The sequence below is a fragment of the Thalassotalea euphylliae genome (assembly GCF_003390375.1).
Taxonomy (GTDB): domain Bacteria; phylum Pseudomonadota; class Gammaproteobacteria; order Enterobacterales; family Alteromonadaceae; genus Thalassotalea_F; species Thalassotalea_F euphylliae_A.
Genome location: NZ_QUOT01000001.1, coordinates 686,891 through 708,269, shown reverse-complemented (window position 1 = coordinate 708,269; position 21,379 = coordinate 686,891). Strand labels below are relative to the sequence as shown.

Below are 21,379 nucleotides of genomic sequence, written 5' to 3'. Positions count from 1 at the left end.
CGGATAGTTGTGATTAGTCACTATCCGCTTTTTTATAAGGACGTTTTTGTATGATGTTTTGATATGGCGTTAGGGCTTTAATCCGACTATTAGTATCGCTATATTCGGCTTAGCTTAAGCGATTATTGGCTCAGACTGGCTGTGGCACTTTTACCATCGCTAAACTTTCTTCTGCGAAACCGACCCCAGCTTCATTGTAGAAGTTAAACACTTTATCAATACCCAGTGCTTGTAACTCTTCACGTTCATCATCAAAACGTGCAATCGCAGCAATTTGACCACGGTAGTTAACAGCCTTTAATTGGGTAGTGATATTAATCACATCTTGCACAGAGGGCACTGCAATCATCACAAGTTCTAGTTGAGCTAGATTTAATGTTTCCCAGAAATCTCGCGATTCCGCATCACCATAAAAGGCTTGAGCGCCGCTAGATTTCAACCAATCAATTTTTCCTCGATCCGCATCTAATCCCCAAACTTTATTACCCACTTGTTGATCAAGTGCTTGGTATGCCCCCATGCCTACACGTCCCATACCAACGACAACAATAGGTGAGTCGCAAGGTTGATCAAATATATCTTCTGGCAATCGCTTAGTGCGCTCTAGTTGAGTTAACGTGGCTTTGTGCTTGGCAAATAAGCGTTCCGAGAATCGATAGACGACATTGGTTAAGACAAAAGAAATTGAAACAGCGAGTGCTAAAATGACTAACCATTCTTTGCTTAGCCAGCCATTATCAACGCTCAACGCCGCAACAATTAAGCCGAATTCACTAAAGTTGGTCAGAAGCATGGCTGATAAAAATGCAGGTCTTGCTTTTAACTTTAAGCTACTAAGCAACACATAGAAGAGTGCAAATTTGATTGGCAACATTAAACAAATAAGCAACGCAATGCTTAGCATTTCCCATGTGGGTAGGGCAGTAAAGCCGATCATTAAGAAAAAGCCAATCAAGAATAAATCTTTAAAATTCAATAGGGCTTTATTGATCTCACTGGCTTTCGGGTGACTTGCTAACAGCATGCCGACAATGAGTGCGCCCAAATCACCTTTAATGCTCACAGCTTCAAATAATTCATAGCTGCCTAGAGCGAGGAAAAACCCTGTTAGCGGAATCAACTCGCCATGGCCAACCGCGGCGATAATTCGGTTCATGATAGGCTTGCTAAGGAATAATGCGACTAAGCCAAGCGCCCATATACTCGGCGTTTTGCCCGTTGCTATCACTAAAAATGCCACAGCGACAACGTCCTGCATGACCAAGATACCAACAGCAAGCTTACCGTGGCGGGTGCGCATTTCCCCTTGTTCTTCAAGTAACTTAACAATACATACCGTACTGCTAAAACTCAGAGCAAAAGCAATTAATAGCGCGATTTCCAGTTCTAATGCGGCAAAGTAGGTAAGCCCGGCAAAGGCGACCAACTTTATCATCACAACTGTGCTGACTAACCAAAGTGCGGTATGGGAAAGGGCGCCTCCCCAGACTTCGAGCTTGAGAAGATCCTTCACGTTAAGTTTTAGGCCAATGGTGAATAGCATTAAGGTAATGCCTAAATCGGCCAGTGTAGTTAGGTAGTCATCGGCTTCAAAGCCCATAAAATGAAGTACAAAGCCAGCCAGCAGGTAGCCAATTGAAGGGGGTAGCGAAATTAATTTAGCGCCTAAGCCACAGAAAAAGGCGAATAAAACCCAGATAAATTCCATTAGTTGCTGGCCTTAGTCGTAATAATGTCAGCCAATTGATTTGCCATTACCTCAACGATCTTTGGCTGAGCTTCTACACTAGGGTGAATACCGTCGTTTTGCATTAGCTCAGGATGCACGGCAATCGTTTTTAAAAAGAAAGGCAGCAGTGGCACATTGGTTTGCTCAGCAACGTCAATAAAGACCTGGCCAAACATTTTGTTATAGCGAGGTCCGTAATTTGGGGGGATTTTAACGTTCATTAGAAAAACCGAGATGTTTTTTTGCTTTGCCAAGTCGATAATTTGTAACAAATTATTCTTAATTAATTTAGGTGGAAAGCCGCGAAGGCCATCATTGCCGCCTAATTCAATTAGTAAATAATCGACTTCTTCTTTCGATAGAATTCCCGGTAGACGAGATAAACCGCCTGCTGTGGTCTCGCCGCTTATGCTAGCATTGATGATCTGGTAGGGAGCATTATTCGTTTTTAGTTGTTGATTTAGCAAATAAACCCAGCCTTGGTTTTGTTTCATTCCGTAACTTGCACTAAGGCTGTCACCGAGTAATAAAATACGAGCATTAGCAAGCACACTGAAACTTTGACATAGTAACAGTGACATCATTAATACTTTAAAAGCGCGTTTAAACATGAAGTTAGAATCCGACATTATTTTAAAGGTCAGTGACTTAGCAAAGTCAGTGACATTGGAAAATCATATTTTAGACTTATTATCCGACATAAATCTAGCGGTTAGCGCGGGTGAAACCTTAGCGATCGTTGGTGCGTCGGGTTCAGGTAAAACCACATTACTGTCTTTACTTGCCGGTTTAGACCTGCCCAGCAGCGGTCGTATTGAGTTGATGGGTAACACTTTGCATAATATGGACGAAGAAGCGCGTAGCGCAGTAAGAGCCAAGCACGTAGGTTTTATTTTCCAACAGTTTTTGCTGGTTAACAGTTTAACAGCACTTGAAAATGTTATGCTGCCCGCTGAGCTTGCGAACCTGCCCAATGCCGAACAACGGGCAAAAGAATTGCTCGCGCAAGTTGATTTAGCTGATCGCGTTAATCACTTTCCTTCACAAATGTCTGGCGGTGAACAGCAGCGTGTTGCCATCGCACGCGCTTTTATTACCCAACCAGAAATTTTATTTGCTGATGAACCAACCGGTAATCTCGATAGTAAAACTGGCTTGCACATCACCGAATTGTTATTTGATTTAAACAAGCAAAATGGCACCACGTTAATTTTAGTGACGCACGATGAGAAGCTTGCTAATCGTTGTCATCGTAAAGTGATTGTTGATAGTGGCCGTATTGTTGAAGACACATTGACCGAACGCGCTAATAACTCAGCAACAGATGCAGTTACTGCCATTGATGAAAACGTAAAGAGAACCGTCAATGAGTAGCGCTAAAACTTGGGTCAACCAATCGCTGCGCTTGCTCAAACATGAGCTTAGGCGCGGTGAGCTGACTATTATCTTTTTGGCCATAGTGCTTGCGGTGGCGACAGTGTTTTCGCTATCGGGTTTTTCACATCAAATCCAAGCGGCTATTATCAACAAAAGTTCGACCTTCATTGCAGCAGATCGTGTTTTGCAGTCTCCCAGACCAATTGCCGAAGATATCTTTGTTAAAAGTAATGAGCTTGGTCTGCGCTCGGCGCTCAAGCTTGAAATGGGTTCTATGGTATTTGCCAATGACACTTTGCAACTCGCCGAAATAGAAGCCGTTGGTGAAGCCTACCCACTTAAAGGTGAGCTGCTAGTGCGAGATGCCCAAGGCAAAGTAAGTGCGCAGCAGGGCCCTGCAGTGGGCGAAGTTTGGGCAGAGCAAAAGCTGCTAAACGTGCTAGGCGTTGAAATTGGTGACACGATTGAGGTTGGTTTAGCTGAACTTAAAATTGCTGGCGTTGCAACCCAAATTCCAGATGCTTCTTTTAGCGTTTTTACCTCTGGCCCAGTTGTGCTGATGAATGTTGCTGACATGGCAAAAACAGAGTTAATTCAGCCAGGCAGCCGTTTAACCTATAAAGTGCTATTTGCTGGCACACCAGCGCAAATTGATGATTTTGCAGATTGGATCAAGCCACAAGTGAATGAAACCATGCGCTGGTATGGTATTCAGTCAAGTCGCTCGGCGTTATCGTCATCACTTACTCGTGCTGAGCAATACCTGTCACTTGCTAGCATGCTAGGCATAGTTTTAGCAGCTGTTGCTGTCGCGGTCGCCAGTCGTCGATACGGCCAGCGTCATCAACCTATGGTTGCGGTATTTAAGGCCATGGGCGCTAGCCAAAACCATATTACCAAACTTTACTGCCTGCATTGGGGGTTGCTAAGTGCTTTATCTATTGCCGTTGGCTTAGCAATTGGCTATGGCTTACAGCAAGTTGGCCTAAATGCTATGAAAGGTTATTTGGAAGTGGAAGTAGAGGTCTCTATGTTGCGACCTCTATTTATCGCTATTGCAACAGGACTACTGTGTGCGATTGCTTTCGCCATTGCGCCACTGATGCAACTTGTGTCGGTGAAGCCTTTAGCGGTTATTCGCGGCTTCAAGCATAACACTTTCCACTGGGTGCAATTAGTACCAGCCATTGTTGCTTTGTATTTACTGCTTTACTTGTTTAGTCAAAATGCACTGATGAGCATTGTTTTGCTCGCTGGCGGCGTTGTTGTCTCTATTGTTTTACTGCTGATGGGGCAAGTGCTGGTTAACCTTGGCCGCAGTGCGGGCAGCAAATCAGGTAAAGCGCTACATTTAGCGTTTGCTAATTTAAAGCGTCGTGCAAAAGAAAACAGTGTGCAGTTGGTGAGTTTTACCATTGCGATTAAATTGTTATTACTTATCGTTGTGGTGCGCACCGATCTTATTAACGAGTGGCAGGCGCAACTTCCTAACGATACCGCCAACCGCTTTTTGGTGAATATCAGCCAGCCGCAAGTGGATCTTGTTAATCAGTTTATGGCAGAGCAACAAATCCCTGGCAGTGGTTTATATCCTGTTGTCCGTGGCAGATTAACAGCCATTAACGAAGATTCAGTGACCAAGCAAGTGACGAAGGAAGATGATCCTGATGCTGAGCAGCAACGTCGCGGCGTGGGTAGAGAGCTTAATTTAACTTGGCGAAATGAATTACCGCCCAGCAATGTGTTGATTGACGGTCAATGGTTTAGTCCTGATGATAAAAAGCCACAAGTGTCAATTGAGCAGGGTGTCGCAGAACGCTTAGATGTCAAAGTAGGTGACACCTTAACGTTCCAACTGGGCAGCGAAGAATTTAGCGCTGAAGTCACCAGTGTGCGTGAGGTGGACTGGCAATCACTGCAACCTAACTTCTTTATGATTTTTAATCAGTATGTGTTGCAAGGCTTTCCAGCGACTTATATTTCTTCTCACTATGTTGCCCCTGAACAAGAGCAGGCTTTTAATCGTTTCCTAGCGGACTATCCAACGATTTCTATGATAGACGTTGGCGCATTGATAAATCAGTTACGCACTGTGATTGATCAGGTATCGATTGCAGTTGAGTTTATTTTAGTCATGGTAGTGATTGCGGGCTCGCTTGTGTTGGTTGCACAAGTACAAGCCAGCATGGAAGAGCGAGAACGAGAAATTGCCATTCTTAGAACCTTAGGGGCAAAAGGAAGCTTACTGCGAAACAGTGTGTTGCTTGAATTTGTCTGCTTGGGTGTGGTTGCTGGTTTAATGGCCGGAATTGCAATGGAAGCCGCCGTTTATGTGATTCAAACTCAAGTGTTTGATATGTCGCCGAGCTTTCACTTTAGCTACTGGGGTGTTGGCATCACCGCCGGTGCGGCGTTTGTAGGAGCTGTTGGCATGTTAAGCTGCTGGCGCTTGCTCAATATGTCGAGCGTTACCTTGATACGTCGCACTATGTAGCTGATACCCTTTTTTACCCGTAGGCTAAGCACTGGTGCATTAGTCGTTAAAAACCTTATTCCTGCGTTGTCACTAGTAAAAGTGAACCATTAAGGAATAAGGTTTTTTAATGCCTGCGATAATTGTGGAAACTCAAATGTATAGCCAGCATCGAGTAACTTTTTCGGGATAACATGTTGCCCAAAAACGAGCAGTTCTGCGACTTCACCAAACATTAAGTTCACAACAAAAGCTGGCATACACATGACTCTAGGCCTGTGATAAGCCGAAGCTAATTCATCACTGAATATTTTATTACTGGCGGGATTTGGTGCTGTAAAATTCACCTCGCCTTCAATAGAGGAAGCTGTCAGTAAAAAGTTCATTGCCTTGGTCATATCATCGATATGAATCCATGACATGACTTGTTGCCCATTAGCGATGACCGCACCTAAGCCAAACTTAAATGGAGGTGCCATTTGCGCAAGTGCACCACCTTCAGGGCTTAATACAATGCCAGTGCGTAACAAGCATACTCTAGTCTTGGTATTTGCTTTTAATGCTGCAATTTCCCAACTTTGACAAAGCTGGTGGCTAAATTCTTCGTACGGAGTGGCAAATGATTCATCAATATCTAGCTCAGTTTGTCTGCCGTAATAGCCTATGGCTGAACCAGAAAGCAACGTACTGGGCGGGTTTTGGCTCTTATTAATTAAGCTAACTAGCTGCTGAGTCACTTGAACTCGACTTTGGATAAGTTGCTGTTTCTGGTAAGCATTCCAGCGTTTACCAAAAATAGGCTCTCCTTGCAGATTAATAACGGCATCAAATTTATCTAAATTTTCAAAACCGTCGAGCGTACCAATATAGGTTACATTTTTGATAGGCGACCCCTTATCGGGGTGTCGTGTTAGCACGGTAAAGCTGTGTTCGTTAACAAAGCGCTTGATAAATGCTTGCCCGATTAAGCCTGTGCCGCCAGTGATTAATATGTTCATAATGACTCTAGTTGATTTATATCTACTCAAACTTATCTATATATGTAGTTACGTGATGGCTAGTTGCCGAGTTCTGCTAAACAAATAAAATCATTGCTTTTTATCTGGCTAACTTACAATATGTTCGCCATAAAGAGTAGACTTCTGAGAGCAATATGGGAATAAGTGATACCTCAACAGGGATCTTAAAAGGGTTAGTGGTTATTGCGGCAGTATTTATTGTACTTGCGGGCTTAAAAACCGCCACCAATATACTCGTACCTTTTCTATTGTCAGTTTTTATAGCGGTTATCTGTAACCCACTGATTGCCAAAGCGAGTGAGTACAAGATTCCGAAAGCGCTGTCAGTCACTTTGGTTATTGTGCTGTTTCTTGCTATCGCGTTGTCAATTGCAGGACTGGTGGGTAACTCACTGAATGAATTGTCACAGCAGTTGCCACAATATCGTACTCAACTAAATGAAGAGTTCGCTTGGGTGACTAATAAGTTAGCCGAGTACAATATTGCGATATCATCCGCTGTATTAATTGAGTATTTTGATCCCGCAGCGGCAATGGGCTTAGCTGCAGATATGCTGAGCGGCCTTGGCGGTGTGATGGCGAATTTATTTTTGATCATTATTACTGTTGTGTTTATGTTGTTTGAAGCGTCCTCTTTACCGAAAAAACTACATTACGCATTGGATGACCCAGAGATGCGCTTAAGTCAGATTGATCGCTTTTTACAATCGGTCAATCATTATTTAGCGATTAAAACGGTGGTTAGTATTGGTACTGGTGTCGCAGTATCACTGATGCTGTGGGTTATCGGCTTAGACTTTTTCTTGCTGTGGGGCGTGTTAGCCTTTTTGCTAAATTACATTCCTAATATTGGTTCTATTATTGCGGCAGTCCCTGCAATGTCATTGGCGATATTGCAACTAGGGCCAGCGGCTGCCGGCGGTATTGGGCTAGGTTATATGGTTATTAATACCGTTATGGGCAATATGATTGAACCACGTTTTATGGGACGTGGACTCGGGCTTTCCACCTTAGTGGTGTTTTTGTCGTTAATTTTTTGGGGGTGGCTATTTGGTACAGTAGGCATGCTACTTTCGGTACCTTTGACCATGATTATCAAGATCGGCTTGGAAAGCTCTGAAGAAGGTCGCTGGTTCGCCATTATGCTCTCAAGTGATGACGATGTAGAGAAGTATCATACGGCTAAGTAACGTCAACCATAGTTTGAGGATTACACAAAAAAGCTCATTTCAGAGCAACTGAAATGCGCTTTTTTAAATTACTAAACAGAAAGTTATTTTTCAGTATTTAATTGACTAAGATCGGCAATGCGAGAACGGCTTAATCGGATATAGCATTCTTTGTATGCGCTACCTGCCGTTGTCGCAGGGGAAATTGCCAGATATTGCCAGCGACAATTGTTTTCTCGGTACTTGATAAAATCACTATTTGCACGTTTAAACATGTTTAGCGCAGACTTACGTCCGGTTTTCGCCGCAATGTCTTCAAGGATAAATATTTGGTTGTTTATCCACGTCTGTAGTTCACGATCAACGGCTGATTTTACTCTGTCCAAACATCGAGAATAATCAATATTGCCGGCCTTGGAGGCGTCACAATCACTAATAGACTTAGCATGCGTCACTGACATCATCCCTGTTGATACTGCCAGAAAAATAGCAAAAAACGCTTTCTTCATGGGACTTTTCTTAACCTTCTGACTAATTCTTTCTCAATATACTTTCTAAGTAACACCTTATGACTAAGATGTGTTACGTGCGGCTTTGTGCACGCTATCTATCGCCAAACTGGGTGTGTATCAGTTTAAGCTGGTAATACTTTTTTATAGGGTTTTACAACAATTTTGGCATACACACCGGCTTCAATATAAGGGTCAGCATCTGCCCATGTTTGCGCGTCAGTTAGCGAGTTGAACTTAGCAACAACGAGTGAGCCCGTAAAACCAGCTTCACCAGGGTCTTCACTGTCGATTGCAGGGCAAGGGCCCGCGACCAGCAGGCGACCTTCGTCGTGTAAGGTTTTTAAACGCTCCAAATGAGCGCCTCTTACTGGCATGCGAAGTGGTAGGCTATCAGCGACATCTTCGCTGTAGATCATATAGTACATCATAAATATAATTACTCTTTTTCTTTCGCCGTTGAATCGGCGTCATCTTGGGGAAGGTGTTTATGAACGGCAACAATAGTGCCGATGGTAAAAGCAAAGGTAAGCCCCATCAAACCAAATACTTTGAAATTAACCCAAACCTCTTGGCTGAAGTTAAACGCTACATACGCATTTAACGCACCGCAAAAGGCGAAGAATCCAGCCCAGCTCAGATTCAGCTTTGCCCAAATTTTCTCAGGCAACTCAAGCGCTTCTGCCATTAATTGTTTAATTAGGTTCTTCTTAAATACATAATTGCTGATTAGCAATGCGATCGCGAAAAAACCATTAATGATGGTAACTTTCCATTTGAGGAAAGTGTCATCCTGTAAAAAGATAGTCAATCCACCAAAGCCGGCAATTAAGCCAAAGATAATCCAGTTTTTGGTTGGAACTTTTTGTTTTGTCAGAATGAAATACATAATGTGCAGTAAAGCACCAACGATAAGAACCCCTGTTGCTGCGTAAATGTCGTAAAACTTATAAACAACAAAGAACAGAATTAAAGGAACATATTCAAACAAAGCTTGCATATTAAAAAGCTATTAACATAATTTGCCATCATTCTACCTAAAGCAAAATCCTTAGCCAATGAATTCTCTGGTTGGTGATATGCTTTTTCGATACAAGACTGCTGCTGGCGTTATATCTGTACTAATTGCTCGATAGTCGTTCTAGGTGCTAGCGGTGTTAGGTCTTATCGCTTCACAGCACCAGCTACCTCAATCACTCATCCCAAGTACCTAGATGCTACTCAGGCGTAATTAATGTTAATTTAGCGTCGCTACCGTCAGCCAATACCGCGATACCCCCCTTGCTTGTGACAAAAACATCTCTTAATCGTCCTGTGATATCAGGAAATACGTGAGTTTGGGTAAAGTCTCCATTCGCTAAATTAACCGCATAGAGTTTTTTATCGACTAAGGTGGTGATCAAAGCGTGTCGTTGCAATGAAGTAAAACTGCTATGTTGTGAGCCGTAATAGGCCATACCTGAAGGGGCGATGGAAGGCGTCCAGTCCACACTTGGTAATTTCATGCCGGGGTATTTTGTAAAAGGGGAAATACGAGCTTGTGAATAGTCTTTGCCATAGGTTATCACTGGCCAGCCATAATTTTCCCCAGCCGTTAAATAATTGAGTTCGTCTCCGCCTGCTGGGCCATGTTCGTGACTAACGACTTGCTGACTATCGTAATCATAAATCAAGCCCTGAGTATTTCGATGACCTAGGGTATACACCGCGTGTGCTTTATTATTCTCGTGTTGGCTAAATGGATTATCTTCAGGAATACTGCCGTCAAGCTTTATACGCAGTACTTTACCAAGTTGACTGGTTTTTACTTGGGCTTGCTCTCGGTAGTCGAAACCGTCGCCGCTCGAGAATAACAGTGTGTTGTCAGGCAATACTAGTGCTCGACCCGCATAATGTTGCGGTGTGCCTTTGTCTGTTGCTACCTGATAAATAATTGTCGGCGTTGAAAATTGCTCACCATCAAACCTTGCTTTGGCGATAACCAGTCGGTTTGCATTTAATTTACCTTGCGCATAGGTAAATAGTACTTCTTTCGATACGCTATAATCAGGTGCAAGCACAACATCAAGCAGGCCTCCTTGGCCTGCAACGTACAAACCGTCGAGGGCTAATTTTACTCTAATTTGTTGCCCATTTTTGGCGATAACAATATGACCATCGCGCTCAGTGATTAGCCAAGTTTTGTTGGGTAACTGAACCATACTCCAAGGCGATTTTAAATCGCTAGCAATGGTAGTGACTTTGTAGTCGTCAGGCATTATTGGGTTTACAAAAGACGCGTTAAGTTCAGTATTGGCAAGTAGCGAAAATGAAGTAAGCAAGGAGGCTGAGCTTAACAGTAATTGTTTAGTGCTTAAGCCTTTGGTAGGGTAAGAAAAAAAACGCGCTCGATGTGGCAGTTTACGTCGAATTAGTCGAGCTAGCCGAGATTGAGATGCCCATGCAATTTTTAACACGCGTTATACCTTCCTTTTTAGTTTCTTGGTTACTTACATTTTCTCTTGCTAGCTTGTTTCATAGCCAATATGTTGTCAATCAATTAGTTAACATTGGTGTCGAGGTAAAATTTGCCGATCGTTTGCAGCTAACACAGGAAGATTGGTTAGGGCTGTTGCCAACGTATGGGGCGATTATCGCTATTGCCTTTTTAATTGCCTTTCCGGTAACTGCTTGGCTCGCAAAAAAGTGGGATAAGTATCGAACTCAGTTATATGTAGCTGGTGGCATTACCGCTTTTATTATCGTTCTGGTCGCTATTGAATCGATAATGAATATCAACATTATCGCAGGTGCTAGAGGTTGGGGCTTTTATGCACAGTTGTTAGCGGGCGCTATAGGTGGCTGGGTTTTCGCAAAAATAAGCAGTGTGCTGGGTACTTCAAAAAGTAACGCGTAAAGGTTTGGTGCTTTTTATACCAGTTTTTTATATTGCTTTTTTATATAGTTTAGGTGGCAAGCTTCACATGCTAGCTCTATACAATTGCAAAGCAAGTTAGACTGGTCTTTTTTCGGTGTTGGTTAGCGCGGATTAAAAATACCGTGCTAACTCTAATTATTTAAATCATTGGAGATAAAGCTAAGGGGTTGAGAGCGCAGGGCTTTAACAATAGAACCAATTTGTTCAGTAAACTAAACAGGGTAAAATACGTTAGGCGTTGCCAATTAAAGTAGAAGCTTCAATATATAGCTCTGGATCTGATTCTTGGAAATACTCAACCCGTTTAATTGCTTGCGGCAGTCCTAGATCAGCGGCACTGATGAGCCAAGCTAAACCAAGCGTCTGGTCTTCTTCAACGCCTTCCGCTAAGAAGTAAGCTCTACCGATGGCGCCACGCGATTTAACGCAACCGAACTTGGCGGCTTCCTTAAATAAAGCAATAGCTTGTTCAAACGCTTGGTTTTCACGGTTAGCCATTGCTTCGTTGTAGAGCTTATCAGCAAGTGCCTCATCAGGCTCTGCTGACTCGACAAGTTCAATAGGCTCTAAGTTATCAAGCGTATGATCTGATTCAGGTACGTTAGTAGATAATACTTCCTGATGTTCATTGTTTGTTTCATCGGTTATTCCATCGACAGAGTTACCTAGCAAATCATCCGGTGATTCATTAGTTAAGTCATCAGCTCTATCATCAGTAATGTCAGCGGGTAGCTTGACTGGCTCTGTCGCCGAGCTAGGCTGTTCAGGCTCAAATTCAGCTGTTGGTTGGGCTTGTTGAATCGCTTCTCTTGGGCGCTGAACATTTGTATGACGTTGAGCTTCTAATGGAGAAGTCAACTCGATTGGCGCTTCTTCTTCGTCATTGTCAAAAATCGCTTTAATGTCGATATCGCGCTTTTTCTGCTCTAAAAAGGTTGTCATTACCGCGTCGTACCTAGCATTGAGCTGCTCAATGGTATGTTGCTGCTGAGAAACCTGTTGCTTAAAGTAATTCACGTCGGCCTGAAGTTGAGCAATTGTTGCTTGGCTTTGAATTTGTTGCTCGTTGTGCAGATGTTTTAAGCTCTCAAGGTGATCTTGATGGTTGGCATCAATTCTTTCCTGTTGCTTTTCATTATAAGCTTCAAATTTATTTAACACCGAGTTGACGGTATGTTCGTAATTCGCCTTCATTTTTTCGAACCAGCGAAACACTTGGCTAGGTGCTTTGAAGTTATCAGACATAAATAATTATTAGGTTATGCAATGACGTTATAGCTACCTTAATGATTTGTATTTTTGAAATCAATTTGCCAGCCTAAAATAGCGAAGGTTATTGTCCTTTAGCATATTCTTTAAACATAAATTGCAAAAATGCTTAAAAAACAATAAGGCTTTTCTTTTTGCTATTTTTGCCGCCTAGTTTTAACTGTTAAATGGCTGATAAAAATCAAGTTTGGAAAAAAATTGGCTTGATTGTGTCATATCTTGGCCTATATTTTTAACGAGAAGGCTGTACTTATCCGCATGTAGGCGCTTTTTAGATAAGTAGTGGCGCTAATATGAGCAAAGGAATGCAAGATTACGATTTATCCTTTGTTTTTGCTGATTTATTAAAAAAAACGCTATATGATGCGCAACGCGAATATTTGTGTTGCTATGTGCAAACCAAGTAAACAAGGTTTATGGTCGAAAGATAAATAAACGCTAGTTGTAGTCTTTACTTAATCAAGGAAACACATGTTCAAATTACCTGCTGAATTAACCATAGCCAAAGCAGAAGAATTTAAACAACTGCTAATGGAATATGCCGAAAACCACGACGACATCGTAATTGATGACACCGCAGTGGAAAAAATTGACACCATTGGCGTTCAGCTTATTCTATCTATGGTGACCTACTTAACCTCTATTCACAAAAGCATCGAATGGCAGTGCACAGCGTCTGTCATCAAAGAAAGTATTGAAAAGCTGGGCATTAAAGACTCCATTTTACTTCAATACGTTAATGCTTAATGCCCCGATAAATAAAAAGGAAAGAAGAACATGGCCAAAGTGCTAGTAGTAGATGATTCTAATTCAATTCGTGACATGGTGAGTTTTACGTTAAAAGCGGCGGGATATGAAACAGTAGAAGCAGCAAACGGTCAAGAAGGTCTGACGAAAGCGCAATCTGCAAACATTGATTTAGTGATCACTGACGTTAATATGCCGATTATGGACGGCATTACTTTATGCCAAGAATTAAGAAAATTACCTGCGTTTAAATTCACACCAATTTTAATGTTAACCACCGAAAGTTCAGTTGACATGAAACAACGTGGTAAAGCTGCGGGTGCAACTGGTTGGTTAGTTAAACCATTTAACCCTGAAAAATTATTAGCAACCATTAAACGCGTCATTCGGTAACGTGATATGAGCTTAGATCTCTCGCAATTCATTCCAACTTTCTTAGAAGAAAGTTTCGAAGGGTTGGAGTTAATGGAATCAAGCCTGCTTAATCTAGAGCACGGTGATGATGAAACCATTAACTCTATTTTCCGTGCTGCCCACTCAATTAAAGGTGGCGCAGGCACATTCGGCTTTGGTCACGTAACGGATTTTACTCACTTAGTTGAAACTTTGTTGGATGAGATGCGTGATGGTCGACGCGAAATAAATAATGAAGAAGTTGAAGTACTGCTAGCGTCTGTTGACTGTATTCGACTGATGATTGAAGCGATTCAAAATGATGACGACTACGATCCTTCATCAATAGAAGAAACTTCAGAACGATTGTCATTTTTGCTCGCCAATGGCGAAGATACTGACGGAAGTGGTAACAACGTTGCTGCTGACGAGCCAATGTTACTTGGCAAAATTTGGCAGATCACCTTTATTCCGGAGCATCATTTAGTTCAGACAGGTAACGACCCATTACTACTATTTAATGCGCTAGAAGACTTAGGTGAGCTGATTGTTTTAGCAAAAACAGAACAATTACCTTCAATCACCGAAATTGATGTTGAAGAACTCTATATTCATTGGCAACTCACGTTAATGTCAGATAATGCAAGCGAAGCGGATATTCGCGAAGTATTTGAGTGGGTTGAAGATGAATGTGAGCTGGACATCAATTTACTTTCCGATGACACACCTGCACCGCCATCATCAGTTGACGAGCAGCCCGTTAATAAGGCGCCAAATACCATTACTGATGACAGTGAAACTATTGAAGAATTGCCTTCGCACCTTAATGAAGCTGATGTCGCGTTAGAGCAAGCGGCCAGCAAAGCGTTGGCTGAACAAGAGATTGCTGCTGAGAATAATGCGCCAGCGCAATCTTCATCTAGTCAGCCTACTCAAGCTACTAAACCCGCAGCTAAGACACCGGCTCCTAAAACACAAGCTAAAGGCAAGGGAGATACTGGCTCTATTCGCGTAGGGGTTGATAAGGTAGATAGCTTAATTAATCTTGTTGGTGAGCTAGTGATTACGCAAAGTATGCTGTCAGAATTAGGCAATGACTTTGATCTTTCAAAGGTAGAAAAACTAACTGCTGGGCTTGAGCAGCTGTTACAAAATACCAAAGAGTTGCAAGAAAGCGTGATGCGTATTCGTATGCTGCCAATAAGCTTCGCTTTCAATCGCTTCCCTCGTTTGATTCATGATTTAGCTAAGAAAACTGGCAAAGACATCGAGTTAATTATCAATGGTGAGAATACCGAACTCGATAAAACCGTGATGGAACAAATCGGTGATCCGCTCGTACATTTAGTGCGCAATGCTGTTGACCACGGTATTGAGCCTGCTGAAAAACGTCTGGCAGCTGGTAAATCAGCACAGGGTACAATTTGGCTAGACGCCTATCACCAAGGTGGCAGTATCGTTATCGAAATTAAAGATGACGGTGGCGGTATCAATCGTGAAGCGGTATTCAATAAGGCGCTCGAAAAAGGCTTAATTGATGTCAATGCCTCGTTAACTGACCAACAAGTCTTTGATCTTATTTTTGAGCCGGGCTTTTCAACGGCTCAAGCGGTAAGTGATATTTCTGGCCGTGGTGTTGGTATGGATGTCGTTAAGAAAAACATTCAAGCATTAGGTGGTCGTATACAAGTTGATTCGGTGCCTGGTGAGGGCAGTACGTTTAAAGTTTACTTACCGCTTACATTGGCAATTCTTGATGGTCAATTGGTTAAAGTTGGCGACGAAGTTTTCGTCGTACCGCTGATTACCATCGTCGAATCACTGCAAGCAAAAGCCGATTTAATTAACCGCGTATCTGGCGACATGGTGCTTTATCGCTTGCGTGAAGATAATGTCCCTGTGATTCCAATTTTTGAGTTGTTTAATTTACCAGCCGAACATCAAACCGTGGACAACGCCTTGATGGTGGTGGTAGAAGCCGATGGTCAAAAAGTTGGTCTAATGGTTGATGATTTGTTAGCACAACAGCAAGTAGTGATAAAAAGCCTTAAAGATAACTACCAAGATGTGGCAGGTATTTCTGGGGCGACAATTTTAGGCGACGGCTCCGTTGCTATGATTTTAGACATCCCAGGCATTATCTCAATGGCACAAAAGATCGCTGCTGAAAAGCAAGCAGAGCGAATCGCTAACTATTCAAAAGCGCTTGAAGGAGCAGTGAATTAATGGATATTCAAGCACTCGCGAAAGACATTCCGGTTGAAGGTGAATACTCGCTTGAAGGTATAGACTTTATTACCAGTGGTGAGCAGTACCTTACGTTTCTTTTAGAAAATGAGCAATACGCCGTTGATATTTTGTGTGTTGAAGAAATCAGAAGCTGGGAAAAGCCAACGCGTATCCCTAACTCCCCAAGTTATGTCAAAGGGGTGATTAATATGCGTGGTGTTATCGTGCCTATTATCGATCTGCGTTTAAAGTTTGGTATCGGTAAGCCTGAGTACACAGAAACAACCGTTGTGATTGTGCTTAGCTATGAATCGGATGAACACAGCCGAACGATTGGCTTTGTGGTTGATGCAGTATCTGATGTATTAAATGCTGAAGAAAACGAAATTAAAAATGCGCCAACGTTGGGCGGTGTTATCCCACATCATTATGTTGATGGCTTAGTCAACGTTGGTGATGGTGTCGTGACTTTGCTGTCAGTTGAAGAGCTTCAACAAATAGAAGCTCATAGTATTGGTTAATCTGACAATGATTGAACTCACAGTAGTGAGACAAAATTGCTTAAGAAAAGGTTGGTAGCAAGTTAATGGAACAAGAATATTTAACTTTTGTGCTAAGTGGCGAAGAGTTTGGTGTTGACATTCTATGCGTTCAAGAAATACGAGTATTATCGACTGTCACTGAACTGCCTAATAAGCCTGATTACCTGAAAGGGGTAATCAATTTACGTGGCGTAATTATACCTATTGTCGATTTACGACAACGCTTTGGTTTAGAGCCATTAAGCTATGATGATAAAACCGTCACCATTATTTTGCGTAGTCGCAACCCTGAAAAGCCTATGGTTGTTGGCATTATTGTTGATGCGGTTTCTGAAGTTTACAAGTTTGATCCAACCAATGTACGTAAACCGCCAGCACTTGGCAGCAAACTCGACAGTAGCTTCTTAAAAGGGCTTGCTACCGTAGAAGAAAAACTCATTATTTTATTAGACACGGCAACGCTTCTTAATGAAGACGAGCTATTCAGTGTTGATATGGATGAAACCCCGGTTCTGACAATGTCATAACGGCAACGTAGTTGTTCTTTGTTGGTAACTATCAACAAAGAAGTTGCATGCCTGAATTATCAGGCGGGTAATAAAAGCGTAAACCTAGGCAGGGAAGATGACTCCAAAGCAAATATTAACTGTGCAAGCAAGTTGGGCAAAAGTACCAGCAGAACAAAAAATGCTCGGTCTAAATGCTTTTACCTCGCTTGTGCAGCAAAGTAACTCGCTAGTTTGGCTAGTGGCTCACCTCGGACTTAATAACACAGATGAAATCATTATATCTGCCGATTTACTCAATAACTTTGAAAAGTTAATCAATAATCTAACAAATCCACTTGAGCTTGAACTCGCTATAAAAAAAATAGCGAGTGTTCATCAAGTTCATGGTTTCGACGAGCAAGCGTTCAATTCAATTGTTGCAATAGTGTTTGCAAGTATCGAAACCGCATTACACAAACCATTAAGCGTTGCAGCGAAAAAAGCTTGGACTGCTGTTGCTAAATCCCTATTTAAAGCAATAGTTCAAGTAAGTGAAGAGCAACAACAAATCGTGAAGATAGTGCAAAAAGAGGCATCTATGGATACGTCAACCAAAGCAAGTAATGATTTAGCGGTACGACTACAAGGAGCACTTGATCAGTCCTCAACTGCTTTTATGATGATCGACCGTGACTTCATTGTTACTTATATCAATGAAGCTACCATGCAATTGCTAACCAAGCATGAGCAAGTTTTTCAGCAAAAGTGGCCTGCATTTGTTGCTGATAGAGAGAAAGTAATAGGTAGCTGCATTGACGTTTTTCATGTCAAGCCTGAGCACCAAAGAGCACTGCTTTCCGATCCTAGTAATTTACCTTGGAAAACAGATATTCAAATAGAACACTTAACCATTGAGCTAAATGTCACGGCAATTAATGACGCTAACGGCGAATACATAGGTAATTCGTTAGAGTGGCAAGATGTTACGAGTGCACGTGCCCAGGAAAATAAAGCAGTGCAATTACAAGGTGCGGTTGACCAATCTAACACACCAAGTATGTTTATCGACCGTGACTTTAATATCACCTACGCGAACAAAGCTACGTTGGAATTATTAAAGCGCCATGAAGCAACTTTTGCTAAAAAGTGGCCAGGTTTCAGCGCAGATGAATCTGCATTGATTGGTGCCTGTATCGATGGTTTTCATGTTAAGCCAGAACATCAGCGAAAATTGCTAAGTGACCCGTCTAACTTACCGTGGACAACCGACATTCATATAGAGCACCTAACGTTTGAGCTTAACGTGACGGCAATTAATGATATCAGCGGCAATTACATTGGTAACGCACTAGAATGGCACGATGTTACCGATGCCCGTACAAAAGCACTAGAGGTAGGGCGTTTAATGTCTGCCGTTGAGGGCATGACAACCAATCTGATGATGGCGGACTTACAAGGTAATATTGTTTACGCCAACCCTTCTGTTATCAAAATGTTAGCGCGCAGAGAAGATGATTTACGTAAAGTCTTTCCATCTTTTAGTGCTAGTAATGTTGTCGGAACGAACTTCGATATTTTTCATAAGAACCCAGCTCATCAGCAAAACTTGCTGGGAGACATGAATAACATGCCGTATACCGCTGAGATTTCAGTCTCAGGGTTAGTGTTTGAATTGATTGCTATTGCACTAAAAGACGAGCAGGGCAATCACGTCGGCAATGCGGTGCAGTGGCTTGACTTAACTGAGCAAAAAGATGCGCAGGGGCAAGTTGAAGGCTTAATTAATGCCGCCATACAAGGCCAACTTGATACTCGAATTGCAACGGATAACTATGAAGGTTTTATGCGTAACCTTGGCGATAGTATCAACGGCTTAATGGATACAATTATTCAGCCAATTAACGAAGCTAAAAACGTTGCACAAGCATTAGCAAGAGGTAATTTAACCCAGTCGATGGATGGTAGCTACGACGGTGAATTTTTAGCACTTGCCGATGCAATGAATGAATCAATCAGAAACCTAAGCAATATGGTTAATGAGATTCGCTCAGCGTCGACCAATGTTTTTGATTCTGCCCGTGAGCTTGCTGAAGGCAATAACGAGTTAAGTCACCGTACTGAGTCGCAAGCTTCTAGCTTAGAGCAAACAGCATCGGCAATGGAGCAGTTAACCAGTACCGTTCAGCAAAACGCAGAAAATACATCTAATGCATCTAAGCTTTCTGCATCGGTTGTTGAAAAAGCAAAAAGCGGTGGCGCTGTTGTCAACAATGCGATAACCGCGATGACGGATATTAACAAATCGAGTAAAAAGATCGCCGATATTATTAGTGTGATTGACGAAATTGCCTTTCAAACGAACCTATTAGCATTAAATGCTGCAGTTGAAGCCGCTAGGGCTGGTGAACAAGGCCGAGGCTTTGCAGTGGTTGCTGCCGAAGTAAGAAACTTAGCGCAACGCTCTGCTGGCGCTGCTAAAGAAATTAAGGGCTTGATTAACGACAGTGTTGAGGCTGTTGGCCTAGGTACAAAACTGGTCGATGAAACTGGCCAAACATTTGAGCAGCTTGTCAGTGCAATAGAAGAAGTGGGTAGCATGCTAGCTGACATTGACAATGCAGGTAAAGAGCAATCAGCCGGTATTGGCGAAGTGAGCGCAGCTGTTAGTCAAATGGATGAAATGACACAACAAAACGCTGCACTAGTTGAAGAAGCGGCCTCTGCCAGTAAATCAATGGAAGAACAGTCACAAGGGCTTTTAGAGCAGGTGGCTTATTTTGACAATGGCGAACAAGAGAAGGTTGCTCAAAGCACCGTAACTCGAGAGGTAACCAGAAAGCCTCAACTTCGCGCGCCTAAACCAACTCGTCAAGCAAGAGCCAAAACGATTGCTGATGACGAGTGGGAAGAGTTTTAGGTTCAACTAGATGAAGGATGTAAGAGAAGATTCTTATCAGCTTAGTAGTAAGAATTTTAAGTTTATTTGCGATTACGTTTATGACTCCGCTGGCATTGTGCTGGGTGAAGCTAAGCGTGAAATGCTCTATCGTCGCTTAACTCGCGTTATTCGTGAACGAAAACTACCAAGCTTCGACGCTTACTGTGATTTGTTAAGATCTCAACCGGAGCAAGAGCGAACGTATTTTATTAATGCAATTACCACGAATTTAACCAGTTTTTATCGTGAGCAGCATCATTTTGACTACCTTGCTAAGCATGAATTTCCTAAATTGCTTAATAAAAATAGTGACTCAAAGCGCATTAGGCTCTGGTCGAGTGCCAGTTCAACAGGCGAAGAGCCGTATAGTTTAGGAATTACTACACATCAAAGCTTTGCACCGGTGCTTAGTCAATGGGATATAAAAATTCTCGCAACCGACATTGATAGTAATGTGTTGGCAACGGCAAAAGAAGGCGTTTATACCGCAAATCGTGTTGAAGGTATCTCACAATCAATTCAACAAAAGTATTTTAAAAAAGGTACTGGTGCAAATGAAACGAAAGTTAGAGTGACTGATGAGGTTCGCTCACTAATTACGTTTAAGCAGTTGAATTTGTTACACGAGTGGCCAGTTAAAGGGCCATTTGACGTGATTTTCTGCCGGAATGTGATTATTTACTTTGATAAAGCAACTCAGCAAGACTTATTTGCTCGTTATTACGAGTTACTAGCTCCCGGTGGTTTATTGATGCTAGGTCACAGTGAAAACCTTGGCGAGTACCAACGTTATTTTGAAAACGTCGGTAGAACAATTTTTAGAAAGCCAGAATAGATTTTATAGGTCAAATGAGACCATCTTAAATAAATACGCCTTATTAATATTGGCAAATATAGAGAGTAGTAATAGCAAGTATGGTAAATGCACACGAGAAATCGGCGCTTAGATCAGCACTAGCACATTGTGCGTCTGAGTTTAAGCATGTGAACCACTACTGGGACAAACAACGAAATACGGTTGTGGCCAAAATATTACCCGGCGAATTTTACATGACGTCCGACGAGGTACTTATTTCTACCACACTCGGTTCATGTATTTCAGCGTGCATCTGGGATGAGCAAGCGCAAGTGGGTGGTATGAATCATTTTATGTTACCTGCCACAGATAAGAATGCGGATGAAGTAGATTGGGGCCAGCGCGGCCTTGCTTCAGATGCCACTCGTTATGGCAATTTTGCGATGGAGCACTTGATCAATATGCTGCTTAAACAAGGGGGCTTGCGCAGAAACTTAAAAGCCAAAGTATTTGGTGGCGGCAAAGTGTTAAAGAAAATGTCAGATATTGGTGAACGCAACACCGCTTTTGTTTTCGACTATTTAAAAACCGAACGGATAGAAGTTATCAACCATGATGTCGGTTCCATTTATCCAAGAAAAGTAATGTTCGACCCATTAACCGGTCGCGCTTTTGTCAAAAGATTAGATAATTTACACAACGATACGATTGCCCAGCGCGAAAGTGATTACCGCACGCGCATCGACCACGAAGTGGTTGAAGGTGATGTCGAATTGTTTTAAAA

At 42.3% G+C, this 21,379-nt stretch carries 20 protein-coding genes; 12 read left to right on the top strand and 8 right to left on the bottom strand.

The genetic code is table 11. From position 1 onward, the window contains the following. Positions 1-130: 130 nt before the first annotated feature. The gene (locus DXX94_RS03150; RefSeq protein ID WP_116013799.1) at positions 131-1,708 is read right to left on the bottom strand and encodes a cation:proton antiporter family protein; all 1,578 of its coding nucleotides are present in this window, start codon (positions 1,706-1,708) and stop codon (positions 131-133) included. Then, on the bottom strand, positions 1,708-2,340 hold the full coding sequence (locus DXX94_RS03145) for an arylesterase (RefSeq protein ID WP_116013797.1): 633 nt from the start codon (positions 2,338-2,340) through the stop codon (positions 1,708-1,710). The genes DXX94_RS03150 and DXX94_RS03145 overlap by 1 nt, the downstream gene beginning before the upstream one ends. On the opposite strand from DXX94_RS03145, the gene DXX94_RS03140 reads away from it, so the two are divergent. Both DXX94_RS03140 and DXX94_RS03135 read left to right on the top strand, forming a co-directional pair. Further along, the gene (locus DXX94_RS03140) at positions 2,339-3,103 is read left to right on the top strand and encodes an ABC transporter ATP-binding protein (protein WP_116013796.1); all 765 of its coding nucleotides are present in this window, start codon (positions 2,339-2,341) and stop codon (positions 3,101-3,103) included. The genes DXX94_RS03145 and DXX94_RS03140 overlap by 2 nt on opposite strands. Beyond that, positions 3,096-5,600, top strand: coding sequence for an ABC transporter permease (locus DXX94_RS03135; protein WP_116013794.1), 2,505 nt, complete (start codon positions 3,096-3,098; stop codon positions 5,598-5,600). The genes DXX94_RS03140 and DXX94_RS03135 overlap by 8 nt, the downstream gene beginning before the upstream one ends. A gap of 89 nt (positions 5,601-5,689) precedes the next feature. Here the strand turns inward: DXX94_RS03135 and DXX94_RS03130 are convergent, their stop codons facing one another. Next, positions 5,690-6,577, bottom strand: coding sequence for a TIGR01777 family oxidoreductase (locus DXX94_RS03130; RefSeq protein ID WP_116013793.1), 888 nt, complete (start codon positions 6,575-6,577; stop codon positions 5,690-5,692). 155 nt (positions 6,578-6,732) lie between these two features. Between DXX94_RS03130 and DXX94_RS03125 the strand changes: the two genes are divergently transcribed. Then, positions 6,733-7,788 carry an AI-2E family transporter gene (locus DXX94_RS03125; protein WP_116013791.1) on the top strand — a complete coding sequence of 352 codons (1,056 nt, stop codon included), beginning with the start codon at positions 6,733-6,735 and terminating at the stop codon, positions 7,786-7,788. An 83-nt stretch (positions 7,789-7,871) separates the two neighbouring features. On the opposite strand, the gene DXX94_RS03120 is transcribed toward DXX94_RS03125, so the two are convergent. The 4 genes from DXX94_RS03120 to DXX94_RS03105 form a co-directional block, all read right to left on the bottom strand. Further along, a complete protein-coding gene (locus DXX94_RS03120; protein ID WP_116013790.1) occupies positions 7,872-8,276 on the bottom strand; it encodes a lysozyme inhibitor LprI family protein in 405 nt (134 codons plus the stop codon). Positions 8,277-8,401: 125 nt separating this feature from the next. Beyond that, the gene (locus DXX94_RS03115) at positions 8,402-8,704 is read right to left on the bottom strand and encodes a YciI family protein (RefSeq protein ID WP_116013788.1); all 303 of its coding nucleotides are present in this window, start codon (positions 8,702-8,704) and stop codon (positions 8,402-8,404) included. Between the two features lie 11 nt (positions 8,705-8,715). Then, entirely contained in the window at positions 8,716-9,276 is a 561-nt protein-coding gene (locus DXX94_RS03110) for a septation protein A (RefSeq protein ID WP_116013787.1), read from the bottom strand. A 217-nt stretch (positions 9,277-9,493) separates the two neighbouring features. Further along, positions 9,494-10,732: a PQQ-dependent sugar dehydrogenase gene (locus DXX94_RS03105; RefSeq protein ID WP_258872086.1), complete on the bottom strand. Its 1,239-nt coding sequence runs from the start codon at positions 10,730-10,732 to the stop codon at positions 9,494-9,496. On the opposite strand from DXX94_RS03105, the gene DXX94_RS03100 reads away from it, so the two are divergent. After that, positions 10,717-11,172: a hypothetical protein gene (locus DXX94_RS03100; RefSeq protein ID WP_116013785.1), complete on the top strand. Its 456-nt coding sequence runs from the start codon at positions 10,717-10,719 to the stop codon at positions 11,170-11,172. The two genes, DXX94_RS03105 and DXX94_RS03100, sit on opposite strands and share 16 nt — an antisense overlap. Before the next feature lie 252 nt (positions 11,173-11,424). On the opposite strand, the gene DXX94_RS03095 is transcribed toward DXX94_RS03100, so the two are convergent. Continuing rightward, positions 11,425-12,438 carry a sel1 repeat family protein gene (locus DXX94_RS03095; protein WP_116013784.1) on the bottom strand — a complete coding sequence of 338 codons (1,014 nt, stop codon included), beginning with the start codon at positions 12,436-12,438 and terminating at the stop codon, positions 11,425-11,427. A gap of 495 nt (positions 12,439-12,933) precedes the next feature. Here DXX94_RS03095 and DXX94_RS03090 point away from each other — a divergent pair, with 495 nt between their 5' ends. The 8 genes from DXX94_RS03090 (at position 12,934) to cheD (ending at position 21,377) form a co-directional block, all read left to right on the top strand. Beyond that, positions 12,934-13,209, top strand: a complete 276-nt coding sequence (locus tag DXX94_RS03090) for an STAS domain-containing protein (protein WP_116013782.1) — start codon at positions 12,934-12,936, stop codon at positions 13,207-13,209. A 30-nt stretch (positions 13,210-13,239) separates the two neighbouring features. After that, positions 13,240-13,602 (top strand): response regulator, encoded by a 363-nt coding sequence (locus tag DXX94_RS03085; protein WP_116013781.1) that lies wholly within the window; start codon positions 13,240-13,242, stop codon positions 13,600-13,602. A gap of 6 nt (positions 13,603-13,608) precedes the next feature. Next, positions 13,609-15,828, top strand: a complete 2,220-nt coding sequence (locus tag DXX94_RS03080; protein ID WP_116013779.1) for a chemotaxis protein CheA — start codon at positions 13,609-13,611, stop codon at positions 15,826-15,828. Further along, positions 15,828-16,352 carry a chemotaxis protein CheW gene (locus DXX94_RS03075; RefSeq protein WP_116013778.1) on the top strand — a complete coding sequence of 175 codons (525 nt, stop codon included), beginning with the start codon at positions 15,828-15,830 and terminating at the stop codon, positions 16,350-16,352. Before DXX94_RS03080 ends, DXX94_RS03075 begins: the two co-directional genes overlap by 1 nt. 65 nt (positions 16,353-16,417) lie before the next feature. Continuing rightward, positions 16,418-16,900: a chemotaxis protein CheW gene (locus DXX94_RS03070; protein WP_115999989.1), complete on the top strand. Its 483-nt coding sequence runs from the start codon at positions 16,418-16,420 to the stop codon at positions 16,898-16,900. A gap of 97 nt (positions 16,901-16,997) precedes the next feature. Then, a complete protein-coding gene (locus DXX94_RS03065; protein ID WP_116013776.1) occupies positions 16,998-19,778 on the top strand; it encodes a methyl-accepting chemotaxis protein in 2,781 nt (926 codons plus the stop codon). A 10-nt stretch (positions 19,779-19,788) separates the two neighbouring features. Then, complete coding sequence (locus DXX94_RS03060) at positions 19,789-20,634, top strand: CheR family methyltransferase (RefSeq protein WP_116013775.1); 846 nt, start codon at positions 19,789-19,791, stop codon at positions 20,632-20,634. An 80-nt stretch (positions 20,635-20,714) separates the two neighbouring features. Next, entirely contained in the window at positions 20,715-21,377 is a 663-nt protein-coding gene (gene cheD / locus DXX94_RS03055) for a chemoreceptor glutamine deamidase CheD (RefSeq protein ID WP_115999992.1), read from the top strand. Positions 21,378-21,379: the final 2 nt, after the last annotated feature.